General features: G+C 51.1%; 16 protein-coding genes. 12 read left to right on the top strand and 4 right to left on the bottom strand.

What is annotated here, in order from left to right; all coding sequences use genetic code 11:
* Positions 1 to 2: 2 nt before the first annotated feature.
* From BDT_RS14110 to BDT_RS14125, 4 genes are all read left to right on the top strand, one after another.
* Positions 3 to 440, top strand: a complete 438-nt coding sequence (locus BDT_RS14110) for a pentapeptide repeat-containing protein (protein ID WP_015091923.1) — start codon at positions 3 to 5, stop codon at positions 438 to 440.
* A complete protein-coding gene (locus BDT_RS14115; RefSeq protein WP_015091924.1) occupies positions 437 to 1,660 on the top strand; it encodes a hypothetical protein in 1,224 nt (407 codons plus the stop codon). Before BDT_RS14110 ends, BDT_RS14115 begins: the two co-directional genes overlap by 4 nt.
* A 96-nt stretch (positions 1,661 to 1,756) precedes the next feature.
* Positions 1,757 to 2,410, top strand: a complete 654-nt coding sequence (locus BDT_RS14120) for a hypothetical protein (RefSeq protein ID WP_015091925.1) — start codon at positions 1,757 to 1,759, stop codon at positions 2,408 to 2,410.
* A gap of 26 nt (positions 2,411 to 2,436) precedes the next feature.
* Complete coding sequence (locus tag BDT_RS14125; RefSeq protein WP_015091926.1) at positions 2,437 to 3,201, top strand: substrate-binding periplasmic protein; 765 nt, start codon at positions 2,437 to 2,439, stop codon at positions 3,199 to 3,201.
* A gap of 11 nt (positions 3,202 to 3,212) precedes the next feature.
* On the opposite strand, the gene BDT_RS14130 is transcribed toward BDT_RS14125, so the two are convergent.
* Positions 3,213 to 3,542 carry an HNH endonuclease gene (locus tag BDT_RS14130; protein ID WP_015091927.1) on the bottom strand — a complete coding sequence of 110 codons (330 nt, stop codon included), beginning with the start codon at positions 3,540 to 3,542 and terminating at the stop codon, positions 3,213 to 3,215.
* A gap of 110 nt (positions 3,543 to 3,652) precedes the next feature.
* Here BDT_RS14130 and BDT_RS14135 point away from each other — a divergent pair, with 110 nt between their 5' ends.
* Together BDT_RS14135 and BDT_RS14140 are read left to right on the top strand one after the other, a co-directional pair.
* Positions 3,653 to 4,795, top strand: a complete 1,143-nt coding sequence (locus BDT_RS14135) for a cyclic nucleotide-binding domain-containing protein (protein WP_015091928.1) — start codon at positions 3,653 to 3,655, stop codon at positions 4,793 to 4,795.
* A gap of 1 nt (position 4,796) precedes the next feature.
* On the top strand, positions 4,797 to 5,483 hold the full coding sequence (locus tag BDT_RS14140; protein ID WP_015091929.1) for a PilZ domain-containing protein: 687 nt from the start codon (positions 4,797 to 4,799) through the stop codon (positions 5,481 to 5,483).
* Here the strand turns inward: BDT_RS14140 and BDT_RS14145 are convergent.
* Positions 5,480 to 6,088 (bottom strand): DUF4337 domain-containing protein, encoded by a 609-nt coding sequence (locus BDT_RS14145; protein ID WP_015091930.1) that lies wholly within the window; start codon positions 6,086 to 6,088, stop codon positions 5,480 to 5,482. The two genes, BDT_RS14140 and BDT_RS14145, sit on opposite strands and share 4 nt — an antisense overlap.
* A 125-nt stretch (positions 6,089 to 6,213) precedes the next feature.
* On the opposite strand from BDT_RS14145, the gene BDT_RS14150 reads away from it, so the two are divergent.
* Positions 6,214 to 6,627: a CBS domain-containing protein gene (locus tag BDT_RS14150; protein ID WP_015091931.1), complete on the top strand. Its 414-nt coding sequence runs from the start codon at positions 6,214 to 6,216 to the stop codon at positions 6,625 to 6,627.
* A 40-nt stretch (positions 6,628 to 6,667) separates the two neighbouring features.
* On the opposite strand, the gene BDT_RS14155 is transcribed toward BDT_RS14150, so the two are convergent.
* On the bottom strand, positions 6,668 to 8,605 hold the full coding sequence (locus BDT_RS14155) for an LTA synthase family protein (RefSeq protein ID WP_015091932.1): 1,938 nt from the start codon (positions 8,603 to 8,605) through the stop codon (positions 6,668 to 6,670).
* Between the two features lie 138 nt (positions 8,606 to 8,743).
* Between BDT_RS14155 and BDT_RS14160 the strand changes: the two genes are divergently transcribed.
* The 5 genes from BDT_RS14160 to BDT_RS14180 all read left to right on the top strand — a co-directional run bounded on the left by BDT_RS14160 (position 8,744) and on the right by BDT_RS14180 (position 13,744).
* Positions 8,744 to 8,959, top strand: coding sequence for a BolA/IbaG family iron-sulfur metabolism protein (locus BDT_RS14160; protein WP_235046139.1), 216 nt, complete (start codon positions 8,744 to 8,746; stop codon positions 8,957 to 8,959).
* 14 nt (positions 8,960 to 8,973) lie between these two features.
* Positions 8,974 to 9,279, top strand: a complete 306-nt coding sequence (gene grxD, locus BDT_RS14165) for a Grx4 family monothiol glutaredoxin (protein ID WP_015091934.1) — start codon at positions 8,974 to 8,976, stop codon at positions 9,277 to 9,279.
* A 1-nt stretch (position 9,280) separates the two neighbouring features.
* The gene (locus BDT_RS14170; RefSeq protein WP_011165270.1) at positions 9,281 to 9,487 is read left to right on the top strand and encodes a YgaP family membrane protein; all 207 of its coding nucleotides are present in this window, start codon (positions 9,281 to 9,283) and stop codon (positions 9,485 to 9,487) included.
* A gap of 11 nt (positions 9,488 to 9,498) precedes the next feature.
* Entirely contained in the window at positions 9,499 to 10,884 is a 1,386-nt protein-coding gene (locus BDT_RS14175) for an FAD-binding oxidoreductase (RefSeq protein ID WP_015091935.1), read from the top strand.
* Between the two features lie 133 nt (positions 10,885 to 11,017).
* Positions 11,018 to 13,744: a fibronectin type III domain-containing protein gene (locus tag BDT_RS14180; RefSeq protein ID WP_235046140.1), complete on the top strand. Its 2,727-nt coding sequence runs from the start codon at positions 11,018 to 11,020 to the stop codon at positions 13,742 to 13,744.
* A gap of 2 nt (positions 13,745 to 13,746) precedes the next feature.
* Here the strand turns inward: BDT_RS14180 and serA are convergent, their stop codons facing one another.
* Entirely contained in the window at positions 13,747 to 14,952 is a 1,206-nt protein-coding gene (gene serA / locus BDT_RS14185; RefSeq protein WP_015091937.1) for a phosphoglycerate dehydrogenase, read from the bottom strand.
* Between the last annotated feature and the right edge of the window lie 72 nt (positions 14,953 to 15,024).

The raw sequence follows: 15,024 nt of genomic DNA on the forward strand, positions 1-15,024 counted from the left end.
CGGTGAAAGCACTGACTTCTTATTATCTCATCATTTGCGTGGTCATTCTGGGGGGATACTTTCTTCCCCATGGCCACGAGCTGTTTCCAGCTCCCAAAATTCGCACATTGAATTTTCCGTCTGTGGAACAAACTTTCAATCCCGCTTTGCCGGTGCTGGCCCCCGGAGCCGTACCCCAATTCCCGGCGGCTGAAATCGTCTTGCAGGAAAATCTTTTTGCGCCCTTTGTGGTGTTACGCGACCAGGATCTTTCAGCCAAAAATCTTTCAAAATCCAACCTGAGCTTTGCAGACTTGCGTGGCGCCAACCTGAAAGGCACCAATCTTTCCCAGGCTCTGCTTTATGGAAGCCAGTTGGATGGAGCCTTGTTCGACTCTGGCACTCGCCTGCCGTTTTCATCGGAAACCGCGCGGTCTTTGGGAATGCGAGAGCAAAGATGAAAACCTTAAAGTCTGAATTGCTCAAACAGCCTGCCCTGTGGATGGTGGGTGTTATCTTAAGTCTGGAACATCTGCTGACAGTTTTTTTCTGGCTGACGGAAAGACCGTTGCTGCTGATTCTTTCCCCGTCCACACCGTCCGTGTGCTGGCCTCTGTTTTCACAATGTGAAACCTTCAAACCCAGTCCTGAAATATTGCAGATACTTCTGGCCACCTATGCCGTGCTGGCCTTGGCTTCAGCGGCGCTCTGGGGCCTTAAGAAAAAATCTCAAGGGGCCATCACGCTGCTATGGGTTCTTTTGTTCATTAAGTCCGCTTTCATTCTGCAGGACTATCGCCTGACCGGGAACTATCATTATATCCCCACTCTGTTGACGCTGGCATTTTTGCTGATCCCGGATCGTGCGCGCTCACTGCCGATGACTTTCTTCGTTCTCTATTTCACTGCCGGGTTACTAAAACTAAATCCGCAATGGCTGGGTGGCTCTTCCATCAACGAACGACTGTTCCCGTCGGTATTCACCGATCTGGGTGTCTGGTATGTCCTGGTGCTGGAGCTGGGCTTGATCTTTCTGCTTTTTGCGAAAAAGGACCGCTGGTTCTATTTCGTTTTTGCGCAGCTTGTATTGTTTCATCTGTATTCCTGGCATTTGACCCGGTTCTTCTATCCTTCGGTGATGCTGCTGCTTTTGGGAATCCCACTGGTCACCCGGCCGCTGGTGTCTGAATGGACTATTTCCGACACGTTCAAAAAAGTCTTCGCCACACGAAGCGCGGCAGTCCTGACCGTGATTTTCCTGTCTTTGCAACTGCCGCAGTATTATCTGCCGGGAGATGCCGCTTTAACGGGCGAAGGCCGTATGTATGCCTTGATCATGTATGATGGCCGTGTGCAGTGTGAACCCCATGTGACCTTATGGAAAAAAGATCAAAGCAAAGAAACCGTACCACTGACGCCACCCTGGCTGATGACCCGCACGGCTTGTGATCCGTTGGTTTATATGCGGTTGTCTGAACATATCTGCCAATGGGTGACCAAAGATCCAGCAGTTCTTCAGGCGGACCTGACGGTACCGGTCCGCTATCAAGGTGAAACCCAGTGGCAACCTTTGGTTTCCGCCACTGACATCTGTAAGAAGCCGCTGACCTATTCAAGCTTCTTCCCCAATTCGTGGATTGCGAAGTTTCAGAAGGACTTTCAGATAAATGGGTCCAAGTGACCTGCTTCATCACTGTTAAAAAAATTTATTCACAGATTTTGGGCACTTCTGTATGTAACTTGGCAAGAACGATGGCTTGTGCATAAACTAAGATCTATGCAGTCGTCATCCGGGCTCAGTCGCCATGCACGTTTTAAAATACTGAGTGAAAACATCAGTGCCATTATCGAAGAAGAAGGACTTCTGGTTCGTCCCTATGGGCACGCCACGCTTCCGTACTTCAATCTACTTTCCATCGAAGAACAAGAACGCGTCCTGAAAGACATCCTGACCTTCTTTCAAGTGTGCACCGATGTAAAATCCCAGGGCAGCAGTTTGAAAGACACCCGGCTGTTCACGGAAAAAGCGATCGCGCGTATTGGGGTGACCGCAGATCCGGCAATTCTGGATTTGATAGAACCCCATCATTTGATTGAGATTTACACTCAATCACAGACCCAGATTTTCCGCAGTCTGAAGTTTTTCGAAGTATGCAGCTATTCACTTGAGGATCTGTACTGCCGCAAGTGGTATCACCTGTACCAGCGCACCCCTGAAGATCAGGAAAAACTTGAGGCGGAAATAGGGCTTTATTATTCCAACAGCCCCCTGCGCACGATAAAAGGGACTGCTCCAGAACACACCATCCGAGCAACCACTTCGCTGGAGCGAAATGAAATCATTACGCAAATTCTGTGGTTCAGCCCTCTGTTTTCCAACACCAAAGAAGATTCCTACATCCTCACGGTGGCCACTAGCCGTCTTCCATAATATAGAATACTCCCGGAGGAGTTCCCATGACAGCTATAGCAAAGCTGGCGCTTTTGATTCTGGCGTTAGCCGCAAACATGGCCCATGCGACCAGTAAAAAAACCATCACTCTGATCACTCACGAGGCACCTCCCTATATGTCAGAATCTCTGCCCGATCAGGGGGCGGTTTTCTATGCCCTTCGCCAGGTCTTTAAAAAATCCGGTTTTGATCTGAAAGTCACCTTCGCCCCGTCCTGGGTGCGGGCCAAAATGAATGCCCTCAAAGACAAAGAGGTGGATGGCTACGCCCCTTTTCGCACAGTCGAAAATTCAGACGTATTTGAATTTTCAGATTTTGTGTTTGAAAGCCCCTGGGTCATTGCCGAACGCAAAGAAAAGCCCATCGTCTGGAACCACATGCGCGATCTGAGCAAATACGTCGCAGGGAATGTTCAAGGTGTGGAGTTGCGCCCCGGAGTCAAAGAACTGGCCGATCAAGGCCAGCTGAAGATCGAAACCACCACCAGCCAGAATAACAACATCCTGAAGCTCGCAACCAAACGGGTGGACTTTGTCTTTACTGACTTTTATGTCTTTCGCTATCTAATGGCAACTGATCCAAGTCTGAAACCATACCGGGCAAGACTGCAGCTGAATGCCAAGCCCATCGTCATTGAACGCTATGGTGCCGCCCTTAAAAAGTCGCCGCATTCGGCAGCTCTGATTAAAACCCTGAATGAAAATTCAGCAGAATTCAAAAAGCACATCGATGATTATCTGACACGCATTGAAAAAGAAAACGCCCACTAAAGGGCGTTTTTTTATTCCTGACTGTCGTCGTCGGATTCTGGTGTCGGCGCTGAGGAACTTTTTAACTCCTCCAAAGCCATTTCCGCCCGGGTTTTATAACCCTTTTTGCTGTTGCAGTCCTTACAGGACGGAACGCAATTGTTCTTGTTGGATTTGCCCCCGCGGGCGATCGGGATCAGGTGATCCATTGTGAGATCGGCCGGTTTGAAACGTTCACCGCAGTGATAACACAGACCTTTGCCCAGCTCCTGCTTCCACCATTGGCTTTGGCGCAGCTCGCGAGCCTTGGCTTTTTCACGTTTTTGATGCTCCGGAGGAGCCGCCGAAAAGAAGTAATCCATTGCCCCGGTTATAACGTATGAAACTGGACCTCGCAAGCCCCTGACTGAACTCAATTTTAGGCCCTTTCCAGCCGATATAACCATGTGATTTCTTTAAGGAGTGGGATGCTATGTCTGTAAAAACCTTTAAAAAAGGCGAAGTGATCTATAAAGACGGCGATAAAATTACGGCCGTTTATCTGATCCAATCCGGTGGTGCGAATCAATGTCTGATCCGCGGCAAGAAAACCATCGACCTTTTCCAACTGGGTTCTTCTCATATTCTTGGTGATCAGGTGATTCTGGGGCAAGCCACTCACCCCACGTCGGCTGTTGCAACCACTGAAACCAAGGTGCTGGAAATTCCGGTTGAAACTCTGAAACAGCAATACGAAGGCGCGCCACAAATGCTGAAGGTGATCATCAAATCCCTGGCAGACCGTCTGCGCCTGGCTATGAATGATGTTCGTTCCAGCAAGCTGGAAAAAGACTCGTCCCCTTGCCCTGAAGATCAGGTGGCGAAGGTGTACGGCGCGATCTTCCACACAGCCAATCACAAGGGTGACAGATCCCAGGCCGGTCGCGTGATTGTGGACTGGAACATGATGAAGCAATACTGCCAGCGCGTGATGGGAGATTCCCCGAAACGTATCGAACAAGCCATCAACATTCTGGTGAAACTAAAACTGGCTTTGTACGAAATGGGCAAAGACCCGACAAACCCGGATGGACCGGAAGAAATTCAGAAGGTTCACTTCCTGGATCTGGGCCTGGTGGAAAGCTTCTTCGAATTCTATCAATACTACTATTTCAAAGGCGGCCGATCCGACCTTTTGAAAGTCGATGAGCTGTGCGTGCAGATGCTGGGTGCGATTCTGAAACTTTCAGAAAATGAACAGCCCGACCGTTTCGGCATCGTGGGTGCTGATTTTGCGAAGTTCAGCGAATTCTGCAAAGAGGAAATCGGCATCAATCTGAACAATGACCACTTTGCCCGCTTGGAAGGCAAAGGCGTCTTTATGAAGCGTAAAAATGCCGGCACAGGCGTTGTCCTGCAGTTTGAAGTCAAAGAATTCCGTTCAATCCTGCAAAGCTGGAAGATGCTGCGCGAGATTGAAAAATGGAATGAAAAAGGCTTCGTCGACATGGACGAAAAAGAAGAAAAACCAAAGAAAAAATCCAGTGGTCCTGCCTGCCCGGCTTGTAGTGCCGATGTTCAGGCCGGCGCCAAATTCTGCCACGAATGTGGCCATAAGATGACTGCGGCGGCTTAACATGAGTGAATCCCTGATCGTTTTTAAAGCCATTCACAATGAAGCCGAAAAACAGACCCTGTTGCAACGTCTGGTGAACAGCGGTGAAACGATCGTCCTTAGAGACAAGTTCGATCGCAGCATCACCCTGCGCACCATGGGCGTGAACGACAAACTGCAGATCAAATGCCACCCGCCAGAATCCACGGCCATGAACACCGAGGATTCTGCAAGGTTCACCGCCAGCTTTTCCATCAAAGGTGAAAAGTACCTGTTTGAAACCCACCCGGTGATCAACGAAACCAACATCACCCTGACGGTTCTGAACCTGTTCCATCTGCAAAAAAGAAAAAACTATCGCTATGTGATCCCGGCGGATTATTCCGCCGAGTTCGTGGTGACGTATTTGAATCAGTCCGTGTGTTCACACACCTGCCGTCTGCTGGATTTATCCACGGAAGGCTGTGCCGTTGAAATCCCACAGACCGAAGCCAATCTTCATCTGGAAGACCTGGTGGAAGCCGAAATTTTCCTGGGCGACCGTGACCCGATCGTGGTTCAGGGCCTTATTAAAAATATCCGCGTGAAGAATGATGAAACGCTGGTTCTGGGCGTTGAGTTCAATCACATGGCCAATGCCAGCGAGGGTAAGATTGTGGCTTCCCTCACAGACTTGCAACGCGATATCTATTTCCGTCGCACGGGTTAAGCAACACCAAGGTAGGCCCACAGGGAAACTCCCGCGCCGACCATTCCCAAAACACACATGCCTGCAAAAAACACATTTTGCAGGCTTTCTTTTTTCAGAATCAAGCTCATCGCCCCCAGCACCAGACACAGCTGGAAGAACAAACTGGACATATCAAAACGATCCCCGGCAACCGACAAAGTTGCCAGATGGGATTCCATCTCTTGTGCGCCGATGATTTTACCCATCTCGCCATTGATGTCCTGAACCCAGTTGTCCTGGCCGACGGTCTGCGACCCGCGAAGGATTTCATTCTTTTCTTTTTTATAGCGCACAATGCGTTTCTGCAAAGTGACCAGATGACTGTCGATGGCTTTTTCGGTCCCTGGCTTCAGGGCCCCGGCGTGCTTCAGGCTTTCCAGCAGGGATTTTTCCCCTTCGACCAGCGTTTCCTTCACGCTTTTGGATTGGTACCACATGTAAGCTGCGGCTTTTTCATTGGTTCCGATGATCTCATCATCCCCGTACTTGCCCGCAACCAGATCACTCACCGCCATGACCGCCGCAAAAACAGCAATCACAACACCACAACGAATTTCAAAATTGGAAGATTTATCGTCTGACATGACGAAAGATTTAAAAGCATTCCATCTGTGTCAGTCAACTTTTTCCTGAGCACACGAATGACAAAATACACCTCTGCGGTTTCAGCAAAAGAAATATCATTAGACAAACCAACAAGGAGTTTTCCATGAAAGTGAAAGACGTCATGCATGAACGTGCAGAGTATATCAACCGTGAACGGACCGTGCGCGAAGCCGCCGAGATGATGGCGAAAGGTGATTACGGTTGTCTGCCCATCGAGGAAAACGACCGGATGATTGGCATGATCACCGACCGCGACATCACCCTGCGAGTGGTTGCCAAGGGCCTGGATCCCAACGTCACAAAAGTCAGCGAATGCATGAGCAAGGGCATTGAATATTGCTTTGAAGACGACAACCTGCTGGAAGTGGGCGAAATGATGGCGTCCCAGAAAATCCGTCGCATGCCGGTGATCAACGAAAGCAAACGACTGGTGGGAATGCTCAGCCTGGGTGACATCGCCAGCAAGGCCCGCGATCAAAGTCTTTCCCACGAAATCCTGTCCAACGTATCCCACTAAAACAAAAGGACCTCTGCATGAGGTCCTTTCTTATGTTTCGTTATTTTGATGGATAATAAAGCTTATTATCCCACATGCCTTCATTGAAATACTGGATGGTGGCTTTAAGCTTTTTTTCCAGAACCTGTCGGCGCGGCGAGGTGCCGGGTTGATCGGCCGGGATCTCGTGCTCGGTCGCACGGTCGGCCATGGCAAACATCTGCGGATCTCCATGCCCCGGAGTCCAACGCACAAAATAGTCCTTTGCAAACAGCAGATAGCGACCATCGATGAAGTTCACCGCGGTCTTGTCACCCGGAATGAAAATAGAACTTCCCAGATAGTTCTGATCCTTGTCTGATATCCCCAGGAAATCCAAAACCGTCGGCAACACGTCGATCTGCTGCACGACCATCTTTGTATCCACTTCCGGGAACTTGTAACCCGGATGATACATGAACAGAGGAATGCGATAGCTGCCCTGCTCGTTTTCAAATTCGGGACGATAGTGCATGGACGCGTGATCAGCCGTCACAATGAACAGCGTATTTTTGAACCACGGTTTTTTCCCGGCTTCGGCAAAGAACTTTTCCAGAGCAAAGTCGGTGTATTCCACCGTTTTCAAAATCTCGATCGGGCCTTCTTTGAAACGGTCCTGATACTGAGCCGGAATCTTGTATGGCTGATGCGAGCTGAGCGTGAACACTGAAGTCATAAACGGCTGTGGCAACTGATCCACCTGGGTCAACATCCATTGCAGGAATGGTTCATCCCAGATGCCCCAGACACCGTCATCATCCGCACCGTTACCGTATTCACGCGCACCGAAGTACTTTTCAACCCCGGCACTTTGCATGAAGGAATCAAAGTACATGGTCCCGTTGTGCCCGCCATGGAAGAAGCTCGTGGAATATTTCGCCGGAGTCAGAAGCGTGCCCAAGCCCAGGAAATAGTTCGAGGTAAAGTGCGAGGAAATAAACGGTTCGTTCATCAGCGCCGGAATCCCACCCATGATCGCCCCCACCCCTTCGATGGAACGGCGGCCATTGGCATAGGCATTTTCAAAGCTAAGCGACTTGGCTTTTAAAGAATCCAAAAACGGAGTGTAGGACTTGCCGTTCACCGGACCGATGTATTCTTCACCGAAGCTTTCAAGAATAATGATCACCACATTCTGCGGGGCCTTCGGGCGGCGGCCTTCCATCAGGGAGCCACGCAAAGATCCATTCAGCAGGGACAGCATTTCGTGCTGGTCTTCAAAGTATTTATCTTTGCTAAGCCCTTTGGCACCGTAACTTTTGATAAACGTGAAAGTGGAATTCAGCACCAGATTATTCAGCAAGGGCGCAGTGAAAACGTTGGCGTTCACAAAACTGACGGGTTTGGCCTGAAGCCCCCCGCGGATACCGATCACCGAAATCGCCAGCGCCACAAAACAAAGGAAACCATGAGCCAGCCACAGCCTGGCTTTTTCTTTTCCATCTTTGCCGCTCCATTGCAGCTTCTCAAAACCTGCCAGTGTCACCTTGCGCACCAGCAGCACGAACAACAGCACAATCAGGGTGTTCACCAAGAACAGCAGCCAGTAACTGCTGACGAAGTTCCAGACTTTGCCGGGGATTTCATTTACCACAAACAGGCTGTCAAAAGTGAAGCGGCGGCCGACGAAGTTGATGAACTCGGTGTCGCCCAGGTTCAGAATCAGGAAGGGCACCTGCAAAATACTGAAAACCACCCACGTCACTGTCGCCCAAAGTCCGTTCCAGGCCTTCGGCCACGGCACAAAAGCCAGTAGCAACAAAGGCGCCGTCAGACTGAGGATGGCCGCCACATCAAAGCGCAGACCCACAATAAAGGACCACAAAATGTCCTGGGCGGGTTTGTTTTTGAATAAACTCCAATTCCAAATAAGGAACTCGGCTCTTGCGAAGAAATAGAAGAGCACAGTCAGCAATACCAGAGAGAATATCTTAATCAGGCGGTAGGACGGTCCAAACATGGGCCCATAGTACACTGGCGGCGCGCGTCATTCAATCCGCCGTCGCTAAAGCTTTGGCGTGACGAGTCCTCTGCCTTGGCGAAGGCTGGACAGAGGGAGGCCCCTCTGCTAGTTTCCCCTTCTATGACAGCAGAACAAATGAAAGAACGTTTAGAGAAGCATTATCCTCAATCCACGATCGAAGTTTTCGATCTGACCGGAACTCAGGATCACTGGGAAGTATTCGTGGAAAGCACTGTATTTGCCGGCATGTCCCGCATTCAGCAGCACCAGAACGTGATGGCTTGCTTTGGTCCAGAATTGAAGACCGGCGAGGTTCATGCCCTGTCAATCAAGACTAAGATTAAATCATAAAAAGGACCGTTAAAATGGCAACGACACACGAAAGAATTGATCAGATTGTTAAAGGTAACAAAATCGTATTGTTCATGAAAGGGACCCAACAGTTCCCAATGTGCGGTTTCTCTGCACGTGCATGCGCAATCCTTCAGGATATGGGCGTTCAGTTCCACGATGTGAACGTACTTGATGACGACGAAATCCGTCAGGGCATCAAAGACTACGGCAACTGGCCGACAATTCCACAGCTTTACATCAACCACCAGTTGGTTGGCGGCAGCGACATCATGATGGAAATGTACCAGTCCGGTGAACTTCAGGAACTTCTGAAGTAACATGAGATGCAATGTCGCCCTGTGGGACCGCATTCTAAGATTTCTGTTCGGCGTGGGTTTGACCGCTTACGCTGTGGCAGGCGGTCCTTTCTGGGCGTACATTGGGGTCTATGGTCTGATCACGGCCGCTTGGGGCTTGTGTCCCGTCTATGCTTTCTTTAGAATCAGAACTCTGAAAGATTATCACCGCCCGATCAACGAAGAATAGGATTGTAGCCCATGTCCACCACAGCTCTCCGCGACCTTGAAAGCATCTTGAAGAAAGACCAAATCAAAACCGACGAAGAGAGTCTGAAATACTGGGGCCGGGACTGGACAACCTATTTCGATATCAAAGCCAGCGCCATTGTTTTTCCTCACTCCACCGCTGACGTGGTTGCGCTGGTTCAATGGGCCCGTCAAAACAAAATTGCTCTGATTCCTTCCGGGGGCCGCACCGGTCTTTCCGGCGCCGCGGTCGCCACCCAAGGCGAAGTGGTCGTGTCTTTTGATCAAATGAACAAAATCAAAGAGTTCAATTCCGTGGATCAAACCGTGGTGATTGAACCGGGTGTTGTGACTGAGGCTTTGCAACAGTTCGCGCATTCCAAACAGCTTTTCTATCCGGTGGATTTTGCGGCACGCGGTTCTTCCCAAATGGGTGGCAACATCGCGACCAATGCCGGAGGCATCAAAGTCGTTCGTTACGGCCTGACTCGTGACTGGGTTGTGGGTCTGACTGTGGTGACTGGTACCGGTGAAGTTCTGGAGCTGAACAACGGCCTTGTGAAAAATGCCACGGGCTATGATCTGCGCCATCTGTTCATCGGTTCTGAAGGAACTTTGGGCTTTATCACTGAAGCCACCATCAAGCTTGCTGCCAATCCCCCGCCAATGAATGTTCTGGTGATGGGTGTGACCGGGCTTGATGCCGTGATGAAAATCTTTGCGGAATTCAAAACCAAAACTCCGCTGGTGGCGTTTGAGATGTTCTCAGACAAAGCTTTGAGCAAAGTTTTGGACAGCACAGGTTTGTCGGCTCCGCTGGCGACCGAGTGCCCGTTCTATGTTCTGGCGGAAGTTGAAACCCGCAACGAACAGGACCAGGAACACGCTTTGGGCGTGTTTGAAAAGTGCCTTGAAGAAGGCTGGGTTCTGGATGGCGTGATTTCGCAATCCGAAGTTCAAGCCAAGACCTTCTGGAGATACCGCGAGGACATCTCTGAATCTTTGGCGAAATATTCCCCATACAAAAACGACATCGCCGTGGCGATTTCCAAAGTTCCGCCATTCATGGAAGACCTGGACCAGGTCCTGTCCAAGGCTTATCCGAACTGGGAAGTGGTCTGGTTCGGTCACATTGGCGACGGGAATCTGCACATCAATATCCTGCGCCCAGAGGGCATGACCAAGGAAGAATTCGTCAAAGAATGCCGCAAGGTCGACGTGATGGTCTTTGATGCAGTTAAAAAGTACAAAGGATCCATTTCTGCCGAACACGGCGTGGGCCTGACCAAAAAGACCTTCCTGAATTACACTCGCTCTGAAGCTGAAATCCAGCTTATGCGCGGAATTAAGAAAGTCTTCGACCCGGACAACATCATCAATCCGGGCAAAGTTATCTAGACCCACCCTAGGACCTGCACCCATGGCTCTTTCCAGTCTGCACTGATAGACTGAAAGGGCTGTGCGTAAGCTAATACTTCTTCTATTTTTATTGTGCGTTTCGTGTACCAAACCCTTGGGCGAAGAAGATCCGTTGGATCAACCTTCCACCGAAGCACCGGGCGCATTCAACCTTGCGACCATTCAGCGATTTGATCACCAGCTGCTGGTTTCCTGGAGCACTTCCAAAGGTGCTTCTTCTTACGAATTAAAATACGGAACGACTGCCGGCACTTATACCAATTCAATCAAAGCCAGCAAGTCCCCGGTTGTGATTGAAAGCGGCCTTGTGCCGGGAACGACTTATTACTTCCGCGTCACTGCCAGCAATGAAATTGGTACAGTGGATTCTTCCTCTGAGAAAAGCTATCCGTACATGGGCGCTCCGGGCGAATTTGCCCTGCTCACCGTCTTGCCTGGAAACAACCAGGTGGCTCTGACCTGGGAAGCCAGCCCCGAAGCTTCCTCTTACACGGTGATGTATGGCACCAGCGCAGGCAGCATGACAACCTCGGCCGGAAATTCACTGACCACGGCGAAAACAGTATCCACACTTGATAACGGCACGACTTACTATTTCTCTGTCATCGCCAAGAACTCGGTTGGCAATGCCACTTCGACAAACACCCTGTCTGCCACACCAAGTCCTCCGCCGACAGCACCGCTGAACCTGACGGCGACCGCCGCTTCCACGAAGTGCACGCTGACCTGGGAAGCTCCCGCCACTGGCACAGCGCCCTTCGTGTACACGGTCCGTCGTGTGACAGGTCCGGGCACCGATGTGGCTGTTTGCACCAACACTCCCCTTCTGGCTTGTGAAGAAACCATCGCCGCAGGCAACTATCAATATACCGTGGAAGCCACAAATGCTTCTGGCACTGGAGCCAAATCAAGTGAGGTGTCCTGCCCGGTCGGACTGCCGGGAGCATTCCAAATGCTGACCGCGACGCCGGGTGATGGCCGTACAACCCTGACTTGGGAAGCCAGCAGTCTTGCGACTGCCTACACCGTTCGTTATGGAACCAGTGTCGGCACTATAAACACAGTGGCCTCAACCACGGCGACATCCCCGTACATCGTCACCGGTCTGACCAACATGGTTCCGTACTATTTCTCGGTGACGGCAACAAATGCGGTGGGTTCGAAAATTTCCACCAACACGCTTAGCGCCACCCCGAACATTCCTCCAACGGTTCCCTTGACGCCGACTGTGACCGTGCCAGAGATCGGCAAGTGCACGCTGAACTGGATGCCGCCCGCCAGCGGGGCTCCACCCATCACTTACACCGTTCGCCGTATTGTGAATCCAAGTGTGAATGTAGTGATTTGCGAAAATATCGCCACCAGAACATGCTCTGAAGAAGGGCTTTCCGGCGGGACATACAACTACACGATCGAAGCCATCAATTCTGTCGGCACCGGTCCTGCCACTGGCAACATTGCCTGCAGCCTTGCCGTTCCTGTCGCCGCCACTTTTGGCGCACCGACCATGGGGAACAAGAAAGCAACTTTGACCTGGACCGGCGGAAGCGGCGCAAATTCTTTCACCGTGAAATACGGCACCACAAATCCGCCGACCACCGTGGCCTCGGCATCTGCCACCTCCCCTTATGTGATTGAAAGTCTGACCAACGGAACTTTGTACAATTTCCGGGTTGAAGCTGTGAACGCCTACGGAACCACCACATCGACGAATCGCACGGGAACTCCGGTCAGCAATCCACCGACACTGACCTGGACAGGGCAATTGACCACAACGATTGCCGCCCTGAACAGCATCACCACGCGTAATTTCACCATTGCTGATCCTGATCCCGAAGACAACGTGGATTGCGCTAGCTCTGTGACTGCGACGACTTCCGATCCCACGATTGTTCCGCAGGGAAATATCGTCATTGGCGGCAGCGGATTAAACTGCAATATTTCTGTCACTCCGGCGGCAGGCTCTTCCGGATTTGCCACGGTTTCCATTGTTGTTTCTGACGGTCAGGCCAGCTCCACGACGAACTTGAGTGTGTACCGTCTGCCAGCGGCGCAAAGAATCTATTCCTGGAAAAAATACGGGTCTTACGGCGGCCCGGCCATTCGTGTTCGTCGCACAGCCGACAATGCTGAAGCAGACATTTATTTTGACAGCAACGGCCTGGTGAATAAAACCGCTTTCGACACTTTCAGAAGCGGCGGCACGCCGACCCTGGTAAGATGGTATGATCAAAGTGGCAACGGCATTGATGCTGTCCAAACAACGGCGGCCTATCAGCCCAACGTCAGCATTACGACGGCGGGGATTTTAAATATCACCACCTCCACAGCAGCCCATGCGCTGACGGTGCCAAATTTCCCGGCGTCCACCGCGAACACGATTTATATGAATTTCTTCTATACGGCCGACAGTGTGCTTAAAGAGCTTTTCTCGTACGGAACACATGAAGCTGGTTCCCGATCCGGATTCCATCTGAGCAAGAACACCGGCACCACCGGCACTTGGCTGGGCCTCACGGCCCTTGATGGCAACACCTGGGAAACCACGACAGGAGCAGCAAGCAGCGCCAGCGAACGGGGGCTTGCCCTTGTGGTCAACACTTCAACGATGAAACGAGATGTGATTACGGCAACGGTGGGAGCATCCGCCGCTGCAACAAGAGCCACCGGGAATATGACGGCCTATGCTGCTCCGGCTGGAGGAACTCCCCTGCATGTCTTTGCCGGCGGGACAGCTGGTGCCAGCAATCCGATTCGCGGCATTACGAAAGAAATCCTGATCTGGAATCAGGAACTTGCGAACGACCAAATCAAAGCTTTGGCCACTCAGAACAACTAAATCTAGTAAACCACACGTGTGCGGATGGAACGGGACAACTTCTCGATATCCGCCGCCAGCGTGTGCGCCTGACTGGAATGCAGATCCATCACCAGATAACCGATCTTTTCATCCGTCGACAGATATTGACCTTCGATATTGGCCCCGGCTTTGGAGATCAAACCGTTGATTTCACCCAAGACCCCCGGCTCGTTGCGGTGGACGTTCAAAATACGCGATGTCCCCTGCTTCACTGGCAGATCCACATTCGGGAAATTCACTGCCCCCGGCGAAGAACCAATTTTCAAATAACGACGGAAGCTTTCCGCCACCTCAAGACCGATGGCATACTGGGCTTCCTCGGTGCTGCCCGCGATGTGCGGGGTCAGAATCACGTTGGGAATTCCCTGCAATGGGGATTTGAATTTTTCTTTGTTGGAAGCCGGCTCTTCCGGGAACACGTCGATCGCACAACCGCCCAGATGTTTTTCCTGAAGGGACTTTACCAGATCTTCAATCACCACCACGGTGCCGCGGCTGGCATTGATCAGGAAGCTGCCTTTTTTCATCATCGACAGTTCTCGCGCACCGATCATGTCTTTCGTTTCCGGCGTTTCAGGCACGTGCAAGGTCACAAAGTCTGAACTGCGCAAAAGATCTTCCAGCGAGTTCTGTACCATGGCATTCCCCAGTGGAAGTTTCTTCAGTACATCATAGAACAGCACCTTCAAGCCCATGGATTCAGCTAGAATGCTGACCTGACTTCCGATGTGACCATAACCCACGATCCCCAATGTTTTGCCACGGACTTCTTTCGAACCCACGGCAGACTTCACCCACTCGCCCAAATGAGCTTGGGTGTTTCGGTCGCCCAGTTGACGGGACAATGAAATCATTTCCGCGATGACCAGTTCCGCCACGGAACGAGTGTTGGAATGAGGAGCATTGAACACCGGAATACCCCGCTCGCGCGCGGTCAGAAGGTCCACTTGATTTGTTCCAATACAGAAGCAGCCAATGGTGACCAGATGCTTGTTGGAATCCAGAACTTTTTTGGTGACTTCCGTTTTAGAACGGATCCCCAGCACATCATAGTTCGGAAGAAGTTTCAGCAGTTCGTCTTCGGAAGGAGCATGTGTGATCAGATCGACTTTGTAGCCTTCTTCCTCCAGCCTTTCCTTCGCAACGGTGTGAATGTTTTCAACCAACAAGATTCTTTGAGCGCTCATAGGGCCTCCACTAGAAAATGGTAACTCTGTTCCCGTCCTTCGTCACTATTCACGGTGACGAGGCGTGCTAAT

Origin of the sequence: Bdellovibrio bacteriovorus str. Tiberius (genome assembly GCF_000317895.1) — a bacterium.
GTDB classification, from domain to species: Bacteria; Bdellovibrionota; Bdellovibrionia; order Bdellovibrionales; family Bdellovibrionaceae; genus Bdellovibrio; species Bdellovibrio bacteriovorus_F.